Source organism: Trichormus variabilis 0441 (genome assembly GCF_009856605.1).
GTDB lineage: Bacteria > Cyanobacteriota > Cyanobacteriia > Cyanobacteriales > Nostocaceae > Trichormus > Trichormus variabilis.
Window position 1 is genome coordinate 100,002 of record NZ_CP047243.1, and the last position, 15,212, is coordinate 115,213.

Here is a 15,212-nt window from a genome sequence, read left to right on the forward strand (position 1 = left end):
AACTAGAGATCAACTTCATGCACTTTTATTTCGTGGAGTGGCTCAATGATTATTTTCTTGCCAAATCCAAGCAATTTCCCCATCCACAGCAATCAATCGGAAGCCGTAGCCATCAACTGTTCAAAAATCTGTGGGTCTTGCTCCTCAATCAGCAACGTTAAATTATGGTGCAGCACGAGAATGATGAGCCGTCTAATTATTGACTATCGAACATTGAAAACATCAGACCCTCACCCGCACCAAGTCTTCTTCTCGCACCAAAGAAAAGCGATTGGTCATGGTGGATGATGCAGAAAAACTAGGTGATGCCAACTCCACCAGATAAAACCAGGACTTTTCGATTAACTCAATCCCCAGAATTAGCCTTTGCTTTGTACCGCGATCGCCAAATTGCAACAGTACCCGCTCTCCCAACACGAAAGAAGGTTTTTTCACAGTGCTGGGTTGTATATTACCGGTGGCAATAATTTGATCTTTTGTGGCGTAGATGAAGTCATTTTTGATCTCAATAATGTAATTCCAGCAATCGCCATACCACTGCACTCCACAGCAGTAGCCGAATGTTCTATCAGTTTTGAAGTAGACTTTTTCAAATAAGTTGATTTCAACCGAGGGAATCTCTTGACCCCAAGACGGTGAGAGATACCAGCATTTTTCTAGTTCAGTGATAGCTTCCATTACACTTTCCCCTTCAAAAGATAATCAATAGCTGCTGTATCCAGACTGGCAATGCGTTTTCTGATTTGCTGCGGCGGGTTCTCTAAAAACTCTTTTAGATGGACTACCCTTATTTCGTAATGCTTTGGGAAACGCTTGTTTGCCTTGAGCCAGCCCCGGTTGATCCATAACCGTACAGTAGACAAATTCAGCGAAAGAACACTGGCGATTTGATGACAGTTGTATTTTTCTGAGTGAGTGAAATTTTTAGTCATACAGTTGCCTCAGATTCTTTGGATTCAGTTATTAAAATCTGTGCGCTGATGGATATAAAATCGACTTGAGCAATATTGAAATCAGTTTGCATTTGGCCAGAGTTGTATCTGTCAACTATTTCTTGCTTGATTCCTTCTTGGGTCAACTCGTCTGGGATATCAATGTGAGCTTCACTTGTAATTTTCTCGACGACAGTAACGATGACTTTCATGGTTAAATCGTGTGTACTTAATAAGTAGGAATAGGAGCCATAAACACTCTGATTTATGACTCCTATAAATGTCCCTAAGCCATCCCAGCGTTAGCCCCTTGCACCTGCTGCATCCATTGGTTAATCGCTGTCAATTCATCATCCCCATTAGCAACCAAATCAACCACCTTCTGTTGATATAAACTTTTAGCTTCATGAGGATTCTCCACATAATTAGCAGCCCAGGCAAGACACATATTTTTGACGAGAGCATCCACCTTAGTAACAGGTAATTGACTGGGGCTAGTTGCATCTTGAAATTGCAAATACTCTTTGACTAAATCAAGTGGATAATCTAACAAAGTGCGAATATACTTCACCCGTAAATCCTGGGGATGCGGGGGCTGTTCTGGTGCTAGTCCAACAGATGAAGATATGCCCCCTAATCTTGATTGAATTTCGGTAATGAGTGAAGCCCAGTCAGCCATAGGGTTCCATTCTCGGCGGATTCTAATCTTGGTAGCCGCATCATATAATCGGCAAAACACGACGTTTTCGTCTCCGGCTGTAGCAGCAATAATTAGAGGTTTTGAGAAGTCGTAAACTTGAGATGCTGAGAGTAAAAATGTCTTCGCAAAGTTAGTTTCTATGCCAGTGCGGATGATGTAAACTTCATCAGCAGCAATGACAATATCAAGCTTAACGTTATCTTTTCCTCTATACTCTTTTGCTGTTACTCGCAGTTATGACAAGTAACCCGTTAAACCCTTTTGATGTACAGGAATGGTTTTATCTTGTTCTATGTTGTAGTGATACCACAAGTAAGATTCACCACTTATTTCCCCATTTTTGACGTACAAGTAAAAAGGTTCTGGTGGATTACATAGACCTAGTTTAATTTCAGTTTTCATCTTTAACCTCTAGTGTGCAATAATCAGATTGCTGTAGTAAGATGTTAAGTTCATGAATACTAGCAATTGCCCGAATTTTCAGTGATTAATTCGGGCAAGTTTCTTCTAATCAGGAACCTTGGCAATAGTAGATAACTGTTGCTCGTTTTCTAGCTCATCCCTGATATAAGACAGTGCAGTTTCAGCGTCACCAACTGTTAAATCTGGGTAATATTCCAGCTTGAGTAAATCTGGATGTTTGGCTATTTGGGATAATAGATATTGAGTGACACTAACTAAATCGAGTAAGTTAACTTCAGGCATAAAACTTTCTCCTTGTGCTGATTATTTTTCTTCGTTAAGTTCCAACACAAAACCGCAGCCAGTATTTTTAACTTTCGCTAGCTTTTGCTCTAATAACGATTGGATAGCAACGTTAGAGAAATAGATGGTATGCAAGGGTGCAGAACCGCCACGACAGCGCAAGGAATACAACAGATTGGCAGCAGTTAAATCATTACCGCCCTTCTTTGGTCTAGCCATTGTTCCCTCCTCTAATAGCTGCTAATTGCTGTTGCAGAATCATGATTTGTTGTTGGTGTTGTTCGAGTTCTGCTGTAATCTGTGCAAGTAATTCTTGCTTTGAAAGTTGCTTAAGTTGCGATTCCTGGTAGTGGAATATGTCTTCAGACTGCTTATGTGGCATAAGCCCATAACGCCAGCCATGACCGTATTGATAAGCCAACTGAGTGTCAGGAGGATAATATTCGAGTCCAAGAATGACTCCTTGCTGGGTGCGTTGACCAAAGACAAAGCGCGGATAGTCCCAATGTTTTGGGATGGATATGGTGGGTTGCATGATGAATTGATGGGTGAAGCGATTGGTAGACTTTTGAGAGAAATTGGCTAAAGACGATTCCAAAACGAAGGGTTATATTGAACCCGTTCAGCTTCATTTAAGTTAGTGGGCAATACTGCCCACTAACTCCCTTAAGCCGCTACTAATTCGCTGACTGGCTCAGACTCCATCACCAGCAGCCATTCGTCAGCACTGAGTTGGTCGAATGGTTTATCTAACAGTTCGTCCCAGTCCACCACTTCGACTTGCAACAGTACCCGTACTCCAGCGATCGCCGACTCACACGTAGCCTTCTGTTGCCCAACTGAAGAAGCGCGGATGACCCACCAATTGCCATCTGTGCAACCGACTTCTCCCAATCGTACATCACCGCGATAAACCCCGTCGTCCAACAGTTCCAGCCCGTGCTTCTCGCATTCATCGGCAATCTGCGCCATGATTTCATTGCCAGTAGTACAGGGTTCTACAAATAGCTGTTGCACGGGTAATGTGCCTTGCTGATACTGCTGCTTGACGTAGCTGTGGCATTTTGCAGAGGTAGTGTCGCGGAAAATCTCAATGTTGTTGACCAGGACTCGCCAGTATAAGTCTTCGTGATTCTCTGAGTCAAAGCTGATACTGGCTACTAATTCACCATCAACGAGGGCTTCGTGATCGTAGAAACAGATTTCGGAAATGGTCGGGACTTCTGGGATTTCGCCTGAGACTGTTGGATTGAGCGTACCGTCTTTGTGATGCCAGTCGATGAAGCGGTGGCATTTGGAAATAGCAAAGTGGCGAAACTTTTCTTCACCGTTCACCATGACTACCCAGCGTTGGGTTACAAAGTCGGTGTTGTCGTAGGTGATATATGCAATGAGTTGTTTGCCTGCGTAGACTTCAAAGTGATGCGAGTTAATCTCGACTGTTGTGAGTTCTTCTGGTGCTACAGCTTCGGCTTGTTCTGTGATGTATTGCTGTAGTTCAGCTTGGGCTAGGGTTTGTACGCTGAGGGGTTGCTGTCTATTTGCAATGTAAGTCATAATATTGATCTCCGAATAGGATAAGGCGATCGCAAACTTTCTCAGGGTGGGCGGTCGTCTTTGGTTTTTACGGGCAAAGTTGTGGGGGAGCCACAACGCACTCATGGAAATTTGGCGTAGCCATTAAAAAAGAAACTCAAAACCAATAGTATTCAAGCACTACCAAGACAAGAAAACATGGTTGCAGAAGTTAAGGATGAATTACTTCTGTCTATTGTGCGTATCTTTGAATTTTCAAGGTTCGATGGGTTGTGCTGGCAAACTCTATTGGCATGAGGGTGTAGGATACTTGGTTTTGTATTACCCTTTCCATTTACTAATATACGTGAGGCGCATATTTTTGTCAACATCTCACGTATATTATTAGTAGCAGGATGTAATTTAATAGTATTTTCATGTACAATAACTTTTGTAGGAGCCAAAAGAAGATTAATCGTTTTACCACTACGAATATTAGGATTGTGGAGTAATGACGATGGATAAAAGAGTGATTCGCTGGAAGCTTCATGAAGTTATGGCCCAAAACAGGGTGAGAAACAAAGACTTAGCGGAAGGTATCGGTATTACTGAAACTTCCGTTTACAGGTTACGAAAAACTGATGTTATGCCTCGGATGTCACCTGACCGACTAAATGCAATTTGTCAGTTCCTGGATTGTCAGCCTGGAGATTTACTTGTTTACATTCCAGATCAAGATGGGGAGATAGCTAAAGAAAACAAACCAAAGCAAACTCAGCAAATTACAGCAAAAAAAGGCCAAGTTTCTCAAAATATCCAAGAAGAAGCGAAGGACATAGCAGCATAAAGCGATCGCCGCCGTCCAAAGCAATGCGATCGCCTGCTCAAATCGCTAGACAACAAAGTGAGCTACATATAATGCTGACACATTTTTGGTGTAATCCGCTAGATCAGCATCAATGTTCACTTTGGCTATGTGTGCGCGACTGTTTTTGTGCATTTACCAAATAGTGGGCAAGAAATATGCTGACACTAGACCACGAACAAATATCAACCCCTGACTACAGCCTTCTCAACAGCAGCATCAAAGAAACCTTCACCACCATAGACCGCTTTGAGTGGCAAGCTGTTGAGGAAATATTGCAGATGCGAGATCAACAGCTTCATCGTGAAGCTGGCTATAAAAGTTTTGAGGAATACTGCCAAGCTGAGTTATCAGCCTGGGGTGGCTACAGAAGAATCACCCAACTGTTGGGAGCCAAAAAAGTAATTGATGCAGTTGGCGAATTAGGCGAACACATCAAAAATGAACGTCAGGCTCGTCCTTTACTACGGTTAGTCAAGGAACCAGACAAGCTCAAAGAAGCCGTAGCGATCGCTCTGCAAGAAAACCCGAACCCCAGTGAATCAGACTTTGCGGCTGCGGCGAGAAAAGTAGTTCCTCAACTGCCACGTAAAAAAGCATCATCTCAGGAACCAATGGTTCCTAAAATTCAAGAACCAATGGTTCCTGAATCTGCAAGAGTCACCGTTACATCACCAACTCACCACAGACATGGAGAATCAGGAACAATCGAAGCAGGCCCGCCCAACCACTGGCAGCAGATTGTAACTTTTGCTGACGGTAGTAAGGAACTGGTAAATAACGCCGATTTGGATGCACCCAGCGTTTCTTTCCCCAGTGAGAGAACACTTCCCCCGGAATACTCTGAGGCAATCGCACAACTAAAACAGCAGCATCAACAGGAATTACAACGGCTAGAACAGGAGTTAAGGATTGGGTTACTCTCCGAAGCTACAACCAAGGCAGAAGAGCAAGTACAAGAACAACTGACCGCTTTACAAAACCTGTTTCAGCAGCAGAAGCAACAGAACATCCAGCTACAGCAACGATTGGACGAGATGGAAGCATTGAGACAGTTGGAATACGATAACCAACAACTCAAACAGCGTATTCAGGAATTGGAGAATGCTGTACAAGAAAATCCCACCCAGCAGTGGGGAAATACTCTGACCAAGCAGGCGGCGAAGGCTTTAAACAAAGGGGTTAAGCAAGCTTTAAACAAAACCATTGACCTGCGATCGCTGGCGAAGGAACCACCCAAGGAAAATGCCCAAGAGTGCTTACGCCTGATGGGTATTGCTTTGGGCAATCTCGCCAGTGCCATGAATCATACCCAAGCCCTACAAGCTGCGGCGTTAATTTTGGGTAGTGAACCGAATCCACAGGCGATCGCCTATCGTGCGGAACAATTACAACTGTTACCCCAAGCGGTGAGTGATATTCGGGCGGTGCTTGCCAAGCCTGGGTGTAGCTGGTGGGACTATTTAGAAGTGGCGCAGGAATACGAAGTTATCAAAGCCGACTACTGGGCAGAGTTGACAACAGAAGAGACGGAGTTAATCACCGCTTTGGAGAAAACCGAATCCTCCAAGATTACGGAATCATTGGTTTCTCACGAAGCCCTTACCGAGTCTGGTTCTTTTGATGACGAAGTGATTGGGCTGGGTTCTATTGTTGCCCATGCTGACATTTACTGCGCTTTATATAACGCCAAGGGTGAAGTCATCGAAGACATGGGGGATGAGGTCTGGGTGGCTTGGGAGCATTGGCGCGATAGAGGCAAGAAGACAGACCGATATTTCAAAGACGAGTTGCGCCTGTTGTAGAACTCACGACTACGGAATAACCGAAACAACCGAATGCGGCATAAATCAATGGCTGCTGATATTTTCATGCGTCAAAAATTAGAGGAATTGGTTATGGATACAGCAATCACAATTATTTCACGCTCCTTACACGGCTCACCTGTAGAGCAACGACAACGCGATGGTTATATCAATGCTACTGCTTTGAGTAGTGCTTACAAATTGGCCACAGGCAAGCGGCGTGATGTTGCTCATTGGCTGGAATTGGAACGTACAACAGAAACATTAAATCACCTGAGTTCAATCACCGGGATTCCGGTAATTGAGTTATATCAATCGTTTCGGGGTTCACCTGAGAATGGGGGTGGCACTTGGATACATCCGAAGCTGGCAGTCAGATTTGGCATTTGGCTTTCGGATGAGTTCGGCTATCAGGTCGAGCAATGGGTTGAAGAATGGGTGCTGAAAGGACAATCAACAGTGCTTGATTCCAAAGTTCGGGAATTGGAGAGCAAATTAGAAACTGCATTGGAGGCGATCGCACAACTGCAAGCCCAAGTCCAAACCCTGCTGCCCCCGTCAGCCGACTTCATGCCCCCCGGCTGGGATGCCGAAACCTGGAACCAGTTGCCCCCGCAAGATAAACGTCATTTCCGGTTTTTATTCCGTCGCCGCAACTTCCGACCATCTACAAAAAATGAAACCTTGGCTTTACCTGCTGTCACAACTGAGCAAATGAAGCAAAGGCAACGCGATGAAGTAGCGCAGTTAGTTGGTGAAGTATCGCCCCAAGAAAAACAGCAGTTGCAGGCAGCGAAACTCCAAGCACTCAGGGAATTTTGGTCACAAGCGCCCGAAGAAGACCAAGAAAATATGCCATTTTAGATATTGAGTTAAAAATATGACCAGTAAATTAATCACTCCAGAATCCCCTCTGTTGGTTCCGCCACTATTAGCCGCAGAGATTGGTTTAACCGAAGCAATGATACTTCAGCAGATTCATTATTTTTGCCAAATCTCCAAACACATCAAGCGTGACGGTAGACGTTGGTTTTGGAAGACGCTCAAGGATTGGGGCGAAACTCTACCGTTTCTCAAGCCTTCTGCAATTAGACGAGCGATCGCCAACTTGCGGGATAATTTCAAGTTGATTGATGTGTGCCGGCACAGTGAGAAAACTTGGTATCAAGCGAACTGGTTCACCGTTAACGTCGAGAACGTACAAGCCTTGTGGAATCGGATTTGTCAAAATCAGCAGATCGATGTGTCCAAATTGCTCACATCGATCTGCTCACAGCCGGCAGATCATAACAAAGACTTCCCTCTCAAAGACTTCACTTCACAACAACACAGTGCTGTTGAGCTTGAAAAAAGTGAGTATGAGGAAGCCGAGAATTTGGAATGTGAGCAGGAAGAAGCAGGGCAAACCCAAGAACCAGAGTTACCCCAAATCTCTCACTACGTTGATGAATCAGTACAGGTTGACTCGACTAGCGAGACAGATACTCATGAAGGCCATTTTTCTGCCGCCCCGTTTGGGTCAAATTTTCATGATAGTGATGATGATTACGCCGAGCCACAAGAAAAATCAGTACAGCCTACTCAACAGGAGGTTCAGGAGGTATTGCAGCAGTTACGAGAAATACCTTGTACCCCACAGTTTCGGCTTAATGGGGAGATTCAGCGTACAGTCAAGCGGTACTGGGACAATGTGCCAGGGGCGATCGCATACTTGAAGGAGGCAGTGCAGACTTGGAAAGGTATCAAGTCACCGGAGGCTGTGTTTGTTGCAGCTTGTAAGGAGGGACGGAAACCAGAAGCACAGCAGGTTAAATCGGAGGCGATCGCGTGGTTCGAGTGGGCAAGGAAGCAGAGGATTGTAATTGCGATGTCGGGGGAAGTTGTGTATACGGCGGATGGTGAGACAGTGGCTTTGGCGGAGATGATGCGGCGGTATCCGGTGATTGAAGATGGCAGAACAGTTGCGCGAAAATCCTGGGGATGAGTTTTTGAGCGAGTATTGGGCTGATGATCCAGCTTTGCGGATTGTGATCAAGAAACTGGTGGTGAAGTGTCCGCAGTGGGGGTTGGTGGCAGTCGATGGTGTGGTGCTAAAGTGGGAGGAGTAGCGATCGCTATCAAAAATAAAGAGTGTACTTTAGCAGATGCTCCTACTTTAATGCTGTAAAGATCCGTCACTATTTTCTATATCAGCTTTGATGTCTCAGCGTTTCAATTTGCATCTGCACGATTATTTAGCAAAACTTAATTTTGTTTCAACATTACTGTATAGCATGATAAAAATTTAAGACTGTAACCAGTGAAAATTTTCATGTGAGCATAACTGTATGTTTGAAGGGCAAGATAGCTTCAGTTTGGAGCCTGATACTCTAAATATTTTATCGGCAGATAAACCTCTAAGTGACCCAAAAGATGACAAATTAGGTTATGCTCCATTCGCCAAGAATCTTGCAGAAAGCATCTGCAAAATGTCTCCGCCAGATGGATTAGTGATAGCAGTTTATGCCCCTTGGGGTTTAGGTAAGTCAACTTTATTAAATTTTATAATACACTACCTCAAGCAAAAGCCTGAGCAGGAACAACCAATAATTGTGCAGTATAATCCTTGGTGGTTTTCTGGGCAGGAAGACCTTACTAAAAGCTTTTTTGAGCAATTATCAGGCGTATTATACGAGAAATGGCAATCCCTTGGGAGAAAATTTAAAAACCAGATAGAAAGTTTTGCAGAGAGAGTTTCTACAGTTCCAGGTTTATGGACAAAAGGTTTTGCTGCAACAGTAAAAACAGTCATTAGTCCAAAGGATATACATAAATTAAAACAGGAAATAGAAGAAACACTAAAAAAGCAGCAAAAACGTATTTTAGTTGTTATTGATGATATAGATAGATTGACTGCTGAAGAGATTAGACAACTGTTTCGGGTAATTAAAGCAGTTGCTAATTTTCCTAATGTTGTTTATCTTTTACTTTTTGATAAAGAAGTTGTTATCAAAGCTCTTGAAGAAATACAGAAAATAAATGGAGAAGTTTATCTTGAGAAAATTGTTCAGGTTTCTTTTGAACTGCCCCTTCCTGATAGAATACAGCTTTCCAGATTATTTGATAGCCAACTAAACAAAATAATTTCTGGTACTCCAGAAGAACTATTTGACCAAAAATATTGGTTAGAAATTTATTGGCAAGGAATAGAGCATTTTATTACTACACCTCGTAGTATATTACGTTTAGCAAATACCTTGATGGTGACATATCCAGGAGTTAAAGGAGAAGTTAATTTCGTTGATTTCGTTGCTATTGAAACTATTAGGCTGTTTTACCCAACTGTATATAATATTATTCGTAATAATCCAGAATTATTCACTTTTGGGGTTAGATTTTTAACTGTACCAAGGATTATAGACGAAGAAAAAATAAAGGAATTTCATAACACTTGGATTAATCAAATTAATGAAAGAGATAGAAATGCAGTCAAATTTATATTAACAAAAATTTTTCCAAAATCAGGTAATATAAATATAACTTTAGGAGATAATTATTTTCAAAATAAACGAAGATATCTTCATATATGCAGTGCAGATGTTTTCCCTGTTTACTTTCGTTTAGCAATTCCTGAAGGTAATATATCTATTTCTGAAATGCAAGCTATATTAGCTTTAGCAAATAATTGTCAGGCATTTGGAGCTAAACTGGTAGAATTATCTGCCCAGATGCGTCCTGATGGTATAAGTAGAATTAATGTTTTTCTAGACCGTTTAAGAGATTATGTAGATAAAGATATTCCTTTAAATGATGTAGAACCTATTTTACAGGCTTTTTTTGAAGTTGGAGATCAACTGTGGGATATTGAATATGAGAACAATTCTTTTGTTTCCATAGGTAATGAATATGAAATAGAATTATTAATAAATCAACTTTTGCAAAGAATTGAAAAATCAGAAAGAGGACAAATATTAAAAAAAGTCATATTCAACGGTCATGCAATTGCAACAATAGTACACCAAGTTGTATCTCTGGGGTCGCAGCATGGAAAATATGAATATAGAAGAGACAAGCCTGAAGCTCAAAGAGTTGTAAATACACAACAATTAGAAGAAATCGAGAAGCTTGCTTTGGATAAAGTACGAAATGCTGCACAACAAGAAAGTTTACTTAAAGCACCTAAATTGCTTCATATCCTAGCTTTTTGGCGTGATTTAGCTAATGTAGAAGAAGTAAATCAATGGATAAAAGAAATTCTTAAGGAAGACCAAAAACTAATTTGTTTGTTAGAAAACTTTCTTACTATTGCACAAAATGATATGATTTTTCCTCAATGGTTATTGTCTGACTTAAGCGCAGATGAGGTAATTGCTAGAGTTCAAGATTTAACTGAACAAAGCAGATTAGCAGAAAATTTGAAGATATCATTAAATAAATTTATAACAAAATACAAAATGATGCAAGAATAAGAAAAGCCAAATCATCCATTTGCTTCAAAAACTACTTTAACTATCTGTAAAATAATCTGAATCAACTTTCTTGGCTTCATATACAGTAAATGGCGTAACACCAACATTATTTTCAATCATTAACTGAGTAAGCATTTCACCATCAATCAGAACAATCTTGCTGTCAATTCTTGAAACATAGTCTTTAGCTTCATTTGTAAATGTTGATGTTGTTATAAACATACCCTTTTTAGCTCGAAACCCTTGCAAAGCACCAGCAAACTTTTGAATTTCAGGACGGCCTACAGAATTTTCCCAGCGTTTAGCTTGTATGTAAATCACATCTAAGCCAAGACGGTCTTCATTGATGATGCCGTCAATTCCACCATCGCCACTACGCCCTACTGTTTTGCCTGCATCCTTGCGAGTACCGCCATAGCCCATTTTAACTAATAAATCGACTACCAGTTTTTCAAAGAAAGCAGGAGAAGAATTTTTAATTATCTGTAGTAAATCTGATGCTAATTCTTTTGTCAGCTTTTGAATGGCAAGCTCTACATCTTCTTCTGGTGTGCGAGTTGTATTTATTTCATTCCCACTACCATTAGATGCGCTTTCCTCTGATTGTTGAGTATAGTTTTGAAATTCTAGAAATTCTGGAAATTGTCTTAAAAATTTAGCATTAATCTCAACAGGATTAGTTTTAATAGTATCAATTCCTTTATCAGTTATGCGGAAATAACCTCGTTTAGTTGACTCCACTAATCCAGCTTTTTTTAAATAAGTACGTGCCCACCCTACACGATTATTAAAAGTTGGTTGACGGCCACTAGGCAAGAGTTCTTTTCGTTCATCTTCAGTTAATTGGAAGTTATCTGCTAAAGCATCAATTGTTTCCTGTAGTGAGTGTTCCTTCTGGTCGGTGGTAAATTTGAGTAACGGTAGCATTATCGCTTGGTAGTCAGGGATGGGCATACAGGCTTGTCAGTGGGAGTAAAATCTTACTGGAGGATAGCAATTTATACTTAACGTCTTATGTGAGTTGGAGTCTGGAAAGGCGTAAATACGTCAACATAGCTAAACATCTTGGCTAAACCACAGCCTGAAACCCTTGCTATCGGTAGGGCATTTTTAATTCACATAAGGCGTACTTAAGTTGGCAACAGACTTTAAGGCTTTCTGTCTACACAAACCAACAAGCTTATAAATGAATGATCAATTAAGGTTATCGCTCTTAGCAGAAGACCCGACCCTAGCGTATAGTGAGCCAAAAAGAACTATATGCGATCGCTGCTTGATCCGATGGAAAAATCACTACAGCCAAGTTAACAGGAGGTTCAGTTCGTATTGCAGCAGTTGAGGGAAATACCTTGTACTCCGCAGTTTCGGTTAAACGGGGAGATATTCAGCGTACAGTCAAGCGGTATTGGGAGAACGTGCCGGGGGCGATTGCTTATCTCAAGGAGGCCGTGCGGACTTGGAAAGGGATTAAGTCACCGGAGGCTGTGTTTGTGGCTGCTTGCAAAGAAGGGAGGAAGCCGGAAGTACAGCAGGCTAAGTCTGGTGTAGTTGCTTGGTTCGAGTGGGCAAGGAAAAACAGGATTGTGATTGCGATGTCGGGGGACACTGTGTACACGCCGGATGGTGAGGCGGTGGCGTTGGCGGAGATGATGCGGCGGTGTCCGGTGATTGAAGATAGCGGAACAATGGCGCGAAAATCCTGGGGATGATCTGCTGATGGAATGTTGGGCTGATGATCCGGCCTTGCAGATTGTAATTAAGGGATTGGTGCGAAAGTGTCCGAAGTGGGCTTATCTTGTTGTGAATGGTAAGTTGATTAAGTGGGACAAAGGGTAAAACAATAAACCAATAACGGATGCGATGGCGTTCTGCTCACCGTAAATGATTGCCGCAGATTGTTAATATAGTTGTGCTACCGAAAACGCATCTAAATTGTTTTCTAGCGATAGTATTTTTAATATTTCTTTACTTAAAGATTTACAAAAAATTCTTTTAAATCAAACATTTTTGTGCATTATCATATTATTTACTGTGATAATTAAAATTTAGGTAAAAATTACTAATTTTATATAGACAATTAACCGTAAACTTCATGAGATGTTGTACTGTGAAAAACAGCAAGCGGATGCTTAAGAACATCTTTTAAAGGTTCCCTATTTTTGAAATAAGAGAAACGATATTAGCAATAGTTTTCTCCAGAGAAAGATATAATCAATCATTCCTTAGCAACTCAATAAAGGTGCTGTTTGATTATCTTGTTGGTAATACGTCACCAGTTAAAGCTTTGGCTATAGCATCAGTTAAATAAAACTTGCTGTCACTTTTTAAGTAACTAATTAAAAGGCTGATAGCTTAGTTTATCTACTTGAAAAATCCATTTTGAGTGCATTGTCACTGAATGGATCATATCTACATGAATGCAAACTTGAAAGCGATCGCATACTGTATCGCCTGACCCACTACGCAGAACTCATTTAATTAGATAAAAATGAAAAATCTGAAAAATATTAACAATTGTCTTGCAGCTACACTTGGTATAGCCATTTTTAGTTGGATAGGATGCCAGACTCAAAGCGCATTAGCTATAGATGTCAGAACTTCTGGTAATGTGATTAAAAACCTATCTAATCAACAAGCTTGTGATGTTAATATCGGTTTTAGGATACCAGGTCTTTTTGAAAAAATACTCGGAGGAAATATCAACATTAAGGGACTAGACCCTATAGCAATAGTTAATGAGGGGTTAAGCTCATTTGATCAAGATATTTTTTTCATAAAGAATGGCAAATTCCTTTGCTTCGATCCTTCAGAACCTATTTTTGTCGATATTTTGGTTAACTCTAAAAAGAAAAACGCAATTAAATGGTTGACTGAAAAAGTTTTTTTAACTGGGGCGGGAGGAAAAAATAACCCGTTGCAATCTGAATTAGGTCTAGCAGGATTTGTAGTAGAAAATAAAGTAAGTAATACAAGGAGCCTTAATAGAGATATTCTTGATGATATAACAACTTATACTTTTAGCAACGATGGAAATGTTAATTTATTTATAGATAAAATTACTCTTGGCTTAAGCCCTAATTTGATTGAGCCTGAATTATTTTCACAGAGTATACTCAGCGAAATCAATGTGTTTAATAATAATGACTTAGGATGGAGTTTACAACCAGGAGAAACAGTTACTATTGATTTACCCTTTGATATTCCAGGTGCTTCATATCTAATTGCTAATATCGAAGGAATAGGTAATCCTGGAGATAATGAATTTCCAGTTAACTTCTTACAACAACATGAAGAACCTATTCCCGAACCCTCTTCCCTACTTGGTCTTTTAGCTCTTGGTACGATAGGCACAGCATCAACCCTCAATCGCAAATTCAAGCGCTCTAAATCCACCAGTAGAAAACTAGAAAAATCTCCTAACCTTCTACTGTAAACTTTCTAATTCCAACAACTGCGATGATCTCCGGTCGGACGGAGCATTGTCGCAACCAATCTCTCAGAAACACTTAAGCTGATCTGCTACTTTCGCCAGTCATGACAGCAGAGGTAATTAAAGAACCAGTCCAGCAGTTAAAATCTGTGATGCCGTTAAATCCAGCATTGGAAAAGTTGCTGACCTAATCATGTCTGTTCCCTGAAACACTGACTCTTCATATAGTCCATCAACCAAAGTCAATAAAGTAATTCGGGCTTTTTCGGCATCAACAATCCAATACTCAGGAATCCCCCTGGCAGCGTATTCAGAACGCTTATAACGGTAATCTCTATCTTCATTTACCTTTCCTGGTGAGACAACCTCAACTACCATTGCGGGGGAAGGCATATCTGGAGTGATAGTTGCTCGTCTTCCCGCGATCGCCTCAAATAATTCTTGTGTCAATATCATCAAATCAGGGAGTCGCACACGAGTTCGATTGCCAATGACTACCAGTTCTGTATCTTTATGGCGGATGAGTTGAATGGGGATAAACTTGAGAAACTGCGACAGGAGATAAAGAGAAATTAAATTATTCCTATCGCTTTCTGGTGGCATTTCAACCAATTCTCCATCCACAAGTTCGTACTTGGTATCTGTGCCATCATCATAGGACAGGTACTCATTAAGGGTAAATTTTCTGACTGCTGTGGTCATAACCCCTTTTTTTACACTTTCAAATGTAAATTCTAGCAAATTTTAGCTTGTGAACGGCTGTATCTCTTAATTGGCCTTCACCTCAACAAAAGGCTCAATACACGCCGGAT

General features: G+C 41.1%; 18 protein-coding genes. 7 read left to right on the forward strand and 11 right to left on the reverse strand.

The features are described from left to right. Positions 1 to 222 precede the first annotated feature (222 nt). The 9 genes from GSQ19_RS26830 to GSQ19_RS26865 form a co-directional block, all read right to left on the reverse strand. Positions 223 to 678, reverse strand: a complete 456-nt coding sequence (locus tag GSQ19_RS26830) for a DUF1392 domain-containing protein (RefSeq protein ID WP_011316373.1) — start codon at positions 676 to 678, stop codon at positions 223 to 225. Continuing rightward, the gene (locus GSQ19_RS26835) at positions 678 to 932 is read right to left on the reverse strand and encodes a MerR family transcriptional regulator (protein ID WP_011316374.1); all 255 of its coding nucleotides are present in this window, start codon (positions 930 to 932) and stop codon (positions 678 to 680) included. The genes GSQ19_RS26830 and GSQ19_RS26835 overlap by 1 nt, the downstream gene beginning before the upstream one ends. After that, entirely contained in the window at positions 929 to 1,144 is a 216-nt protein-coding gene (locus GSQ19_RS26840; protein ID WP_011316375.1) for a hypothetical protein, read from the reverse strand. The genes GSQ19_RS26835 and GSQ19_RS26840 overlap by 4 nt, the downstream gene beginning before the upstream one ends. 74 nt (positions 1,145 to 1,218) lie before the next feature. After that, complete coding sequence (locus GSQ19_RS30135; RefSeq protein ID WP_011316376.1) at positions 1,219 to 1,671, reverse strand: hypothetical protein; 453 nt, start codon at positions 1,669 to 1,671, stop codon at positions 1,219 to 1,221. 195 nt (positions 1,672 to 1,866) lie between these two features. Further along, entirely contained in the window at positions 1,867 to 2,034 is a 168-nt protein-coding gene (locus tag GSQ19_RS30140; protein ID WP_011316377.1) for a hypothetical protein, read from the reverse strand. A 105-nt stretch (positions 2,035 to 2,139) separates the two neighbouring features. Next, positions 2,140 to 2,337, reverse strand: coding sequence for a hypothetical protein (locus GSQ19_RS26850; RefSeq protein ID WP_011316378.1), 198 nt, complete (start codon positions 2,335 to 2,337; stop codon positions 2,140 to 2,142). 21 nt (positions 2,338 to 2,358) lie between these two features. After that, complete coding sequence (locus GSQ19_RS26855) at positions 2,359 to 2,556, reverse strand: hypothetical protein (RefSeq protein ID WP_041457304.1); 198 nt, start codon at positions 2,554 to 2,556, stop codon at positions 2,359 to 2,361. Beyond that, positions 2,549 to 2,872: a hypothetical protein gene (locus tag GSQ19_RS26860; protein ID WP_011316379.1), complete on the reverse strand. Its 324-nt coding sequence runs from the start codon at positions 2,870 to 2,872 to the stop codon at positions 2,549 to 2,551. Before GSQ19_RS26860 ends, GSQ19_RS26855 begins: the two co-directional genes overlap by 8 nt. Positions 2,873 to 3,003: 131 nt before the next feature. After that, a complete protein-coding gene (locus tag GSQ19_RS26865; RefSeq protein ID WP_011316380.1) occupies positions 3,004 to 3,999 on the reverse strand; it encodes a hypothetical protein in 996 nt (331 codons plus the stop codon). A gap of 370 nt (positions 4,000 to 4,369) precedes the next feature. Between GSQ19_RS26865 and GSQ19_RS26870 the strand changes: the two genes are divergently transcribed. From GSQ19_RS26870 to GSQ19_RS26890, 5 genes are all read left to right on the forward strand, one after another. After that, the gene (locus GSQ19_RS26870; protein WP_104010077.1) at positions 4,370 to 4,699 is read left to right on the forward strand and encodes a helix-turn-helix domain-containing protein; all 330 of its coding nucleotides are present in this window, start codon (positions 4,370 to 4,372) and stop codon (positions 4,697 to 4,699) included. Positions 4,700 to 4,875: 176 nt separating this feature from the next. Beyond that, entirely contained in the window at positions 4,876 to 6,522 is a 1,647-nt protein-coding gene (locus tag GSQ19_RS26875; RefSeq protein WP_011316382.1) for a hypothetical protein, read from the forward strand. 33 nt (positions 6,523 to 6,555) lie between these two features. Continuing rightward, the gene (locus GSQ19_RS26880) at positions 6,556 to 7,386 is read left to right on the forward strand and encodes a KilA-N domain-containing protein (protein ID WP_011316383.1); all 831 of its coding nucleotides are present in this window, start codon (positions 6,556 to 6,558) and stop codon (positions 7,384 to 7,386) included. 16 nt (positions 7,387 to 7,402) lie between these two features. Next, complete coding sequence (locus tag GSQ19_RS26885; RefSeq protein ID WP_011316384.1) at positions 7,403 to 8,506, forward strand: CBS domain-containing protein; 1,104 nt, start codon at positions 7,403 to 7,405, stop codon at positions 8,504 to 8,506. A 343-nt stretch (positions 8,507 to 8,849) separates the two neighbouring features. After that, entirely contained in the window at positions 8,850 to 10,970 is a 2,121-nt protein-coding gene (locus GSQ19_RS26890) for a KAP family NTPase (protein ID WP_011316385.1), read from the forward strand. 36 nt (positions 10,971 to 11,006) lie between these two features. Here the strand turns inward: GSQ19_RS26890 and GSQ19_RS26895 are convergent, their stop codons facing one another. Further along, a complete protein-coding gene (locus GSQ19_RS26895) occupies positions 11,007 to 11,924 on the reverse strand; it encodes a restriction endonuclease (protein WP_011316386.1) in 918 nt (305 codons plus the stop codon). A gap of 395 nt (positions 11,925 to 12,319) precedes the next feature. Here GSQ19_RS26895 and GSQ19_RS30145 point away from each other — a divergent pair, with 395 nt between their 5' ends. Together GSQ19_RS30145 and GSQ19_RS26905 are read left to right on the forward strand one after the other, a co-directional pair. Then, entirely contained in the window at positions 12,320 to 12,679 is a 360-nt protein-coding gene (locus GSQ19_RS30145) for a hypothetical protein (protein ID WP_011316387.1), read from the forward strand. 779 nt (positions 12,680 to 13,458) lie between these two features. Beyond that, a complete protein-coding gene (locus GSQ19_RS26905; protein ID WP_011316388.1) occupies positions 13,459 to 14,403 on the forward strand; it encodes a PEP-CTERM sorting domain-containing protein in 945 nt (314 codons plus the stop codon). Between the two features lie 117 nt (positions 14,404 to 14,520). Here the strand turns inward: GSQ19_RS26905 and GSQ19_RS26910 are convergent, their stop codons facing one another. Continuing rightward, positions 14,521 to 15,102, reverse strand: a complete 582-nt coding sequence (locus GSQ19_RS26910) for a Uma2 family endonuclease (protein WP_011316389.1) — start codon at positions 15,100 to 15,102, stop codon at positions 14,521 to 14,523. Between the last annotated feature and the right edge of the window lie 110 nt (positions 15,103 to 15,212).